A 3,408-nucleotide genomic window follows, 5' to 3' on the forward strand; every position below is an offset into this window, starting at 1 on the left:
TACAGCGTGAACGACAGCGGCACGCAGCAGGGCAACTACAACAACGATGGCGCGACCGGCGGCAGTGCGCTGGCGGCGGGCATCGGTGCATCGGCGGCCGGTACCTCGAGCACCGCGATCGGCACGAACGCGGTGGCGTCGGGCAATGCATCGATCGCATCCGGAAACGGTGCGCAGGCGAGCGCCTTTTCAGCGTCGGCTTATGGCGCCGGCGCGGTGGCAAGCGGGGAGGGTTCGACCGCGCTGGGCGACAGCGCGTCGGCGAGCGGCACGGCCGGTACGGCGCTCGGCGTGGCGGCAACGGCCGGCGGGACGAACGCGACGGCGCTTGGCCCGGTGGCGGTCGCGAGCGGCGTGTCGAGCCTGGCGGCTGGCGACCATGCGTCGGCCTCCGGTGTGCAGGCCGTGGCGATCGGCCCGAATGCGGCGGCGTCGCAGGACAACGCCACGGCGCTCGGCTATGCGTCGTCGGCCGGCGCGGTGAATGCGACGGCGCTCGGAACGGCGGCCGCGGCGAATGCGACCAACGCGACGGCGCTGGGTGCGGGAGCCGCGGCTGGCGGCGCGGAATCGACTGCGCTCGGCGCGAGTGCGATCGCATCGCAGGACAATGCCACGGCGCTCGGCTTTGCGTCGTCCGCGGGCGCATCGGGTGCGACGGCGCTCGGCACGTCGGCGTCGGCCAGCGCGGCCAACGCGACCGCGCTGGGGCCGGTGGCGGTCGCGAGCGGCACGTCGAGCCTCGCGGCGGGCGATCATGCGACGGCCAGCGGCAGCCAGTCGCTCGCGCTCGGTCTGAACAATGTCGTGAGCGGCGCGCAATCAGGCGCGGTCGGCAGCAACAACACGGTGTCCGCGAACAACGCGTTCGTGCTGGGCAACAACGTGACGGATGCGGTGGACAACTCGGTGGTGCTGGGTAACAACTCGACGGTGGCGGCGGCGAACACCAACTACTACAACCCGGGCAGCGGCACGCTGTCGGGCACGGCAAGCGGAGTGGTGAGCGTAGGCGCGGCGGGCGCCGAACGGGAGATCACGAACGTGGCACCGGGCAGCAACGCGACGGACGCGGTGAACGTGAGCCAGCTGCAATCGCTGGCGAGTGCGGTGGCGGCCGGCCAGACGCACTACTACAGCGTGAACGACGGTGGCGCGCAGGGCGGCAACTACGCGAACGACGGCGCAACGGGAGCTGACGCGCTGGCAGCTGGCGTGAACGCTAGTGCAATCGGCAGCTCTAGCGTGGCAGTGGGGACGGGAACCTTGGCATCAGGCCCGCAAAGCATCGCGATCGGTGCGAACGCATCGGCTACTGGTGTGGGTAGTGCTGCGATAGGCTATGGCGCGTCGGTCTTGGGTAGTGGTAACTACAACGTGGCGGTAGGAGGCACCGTATTTGCGGATGCGAGCAGCAGTAATAACAACGTTGCGGCATTTGGCAGCGGCCAAGGCAATCCAGTGCTGGCTATTTATGGTGGCGCGAACACACAGTTGACGGTTATGACCAATAACTCGGCCGTGATAGCCAATGGTGCAAACAGTCTGAACGGGCAGGGCTTCGTGACCAGTGGAAATGTTGCGGCTGCCAACGGTGGCATTAACATAGACTTCACCAATTTGAACTTTGGAGCGACGACTGCACAGAACGGTGGTTCGAATACTTTTACGACAGCCATCGGCGGTGCTGTTATTGCAGATCAATCCGGTCAGAATTGGAATGTATTTTCGTTAGGTACCGGAGCCACTATCACTGCTAGCGGCAGCGGATCCGTCAACACTGGTATTGTTGCGGCGGGGAATAATAATACGGTGACCAATTCCAGCGGTGCTGCGGCGACCGCTGTTACGGCGATGGGTGACGGCAACACGGTGCTTGGTGCAGTGACGGCTGGCACGGCGATCGGCCAAGGAAACCAGGTGGGTACGGATGCTACGACGTCTCAGCTGACGTCGGCAACCGCAATTGGCCAAAACAACACGGCGACGGCTAGTAATACGATTGCGATTGGGACCGGCAACGTTGTGACAGGCGCGGGGGCGGGCGCGATTGGCGATCCGAGCACGGTGAGCGGGACGGGTTCGTATTCGGTCGGCAACAACAACACGGTGTCGGGTAACAACGCATTCGTACTCGGTAGCAACGTGACGGATGCGGTGGACAACTCGGTGGTGCTGGGTAACAACTCGACGGTGGCGGCGGCGAACACCAACTACTACAACCCGGGCAGCGGCACGCTGTCGGGCACGGCAAGCGGGGTGGTGAGCGTGGGCGCGGCGGGTGCCGAACGGGAGATCACGAACGTGGCGCCGGGCAGCAACGCGACGGACGCGGTGAACGTGAGTCAGCTGCAATCGCTGGCGAGTGCGGTGGCGGCCGGCCAGACGCACTACTACAGCGTGAACGACAGTGGCACGCAGCAGGGCAACTACAACAACGATGGCGCGACCGGCGGCAGTGCGCTGGCGGCGGGCATCGGTGCATCGGCGGCCGGTACCGCGAGCACCGCGATCGGCACGAACGCGGTGGCGTCGGGCAATGCATCGATCGCATCCGGAAACGGTGCGCAGGCGAGCGCCTTTTCAGCGTCGGCTTATGGCGCCGGCGCGGTGGCAAGCGGGGAGGGTTCGACCGCGCTGGGCGACAGCGCGTCGGCGAGCGGCACGGCCGGTACGGCGCTCGGCGTGGCGGCAACGGCCGGCGGGACGAACGCGACGGCGCTTGGCCCGGTGGCGGTCGCGAGCGGCGTGTCGAGCCTGGCGGCTGGCGACCATGCGTCGGCCTCCGGTGTGCAGGCCGTGGCGATCGGCCCGAATGCGGCGGCGTCGCAGGACAACGCCACGGCGCTCGGCTATGCGTCGTCGGCCGGCGCGGTGAATGCGACGGCGCTCGGAACGGCGGCCGCGGCGAATGCGACCAACGCGACGGCGCTGGGTGCGGGAGCCGCGGCTGGCGGCGCGGAATCGACTGCGCTCGGCGCGAGTGCGATCGCATCGCAGGACAATGCCACGGCGCTCGGCTTTGCGTCGTCCGCGGGCGCATCGGGTGCGACGGCGCTCGGCACGTCGGCGTCGGCCAGCGCGGCCAACGCGACCGCGCTGGGGCCGGTGGCGGTCGCGAGCGGCACGTCGAGCCTCGCGGCGGGCGATCATGCGACGGCCAGCGGCAGCCAGTCGCTCGCGCTCGGTCTGAACAATGTCGTGAGCGGCGCGCAATCAGGCGCGGTCGGCAGCAACAACACGGTGTCCGCGAACAACGCGTTCGTGCTGGGCAACAACGTGACGGATGCGGTGGACAACTCGGTGGTGCTGGGTAACAACTCGACGGTGGCGGCGGCGAACACCAACTACTACAACCCGGGCAGCGGCACGCTGTCGGGCACGGCAAGCGGGGTGGTGAGCGTGGGC

1 protein-coding gene and 1 pseudogene are annotated in these 3,408 nt (G+C 67.9%); both read left to right on the top strand.

The window, feature by feature from the left end; translation table 11 throughout:
• Positions 1-117: 117 nt before the first annotated feature.
• Positions 118-327 (top strand): annotated as a pseudogene (locus GQ57_RS44565) (YadA-like family protein); the annotation flags it as partial.
• Positions 328-336: 9 nt separating this feature from the next.
• Positions 337-3,408: beta strand repeat-containing protein (locus GQ57_RS42870; protein ID WP_442856775.1), on the top strand; the 3,072-nt coding region annotated here is incomplete at its 3' end.

The sequence above is a fragment of the Burkholderia sp. MSh2 genome (assembly GCF_000731655.1).
In the GTDB taxonomy this organism is placed as follows: Bacteria; Pseudomonadota; Gammaproteobacteria; order Burkholderiales; family Burkholderiaceae; genus Burkholderia; species Burkholderia paludis.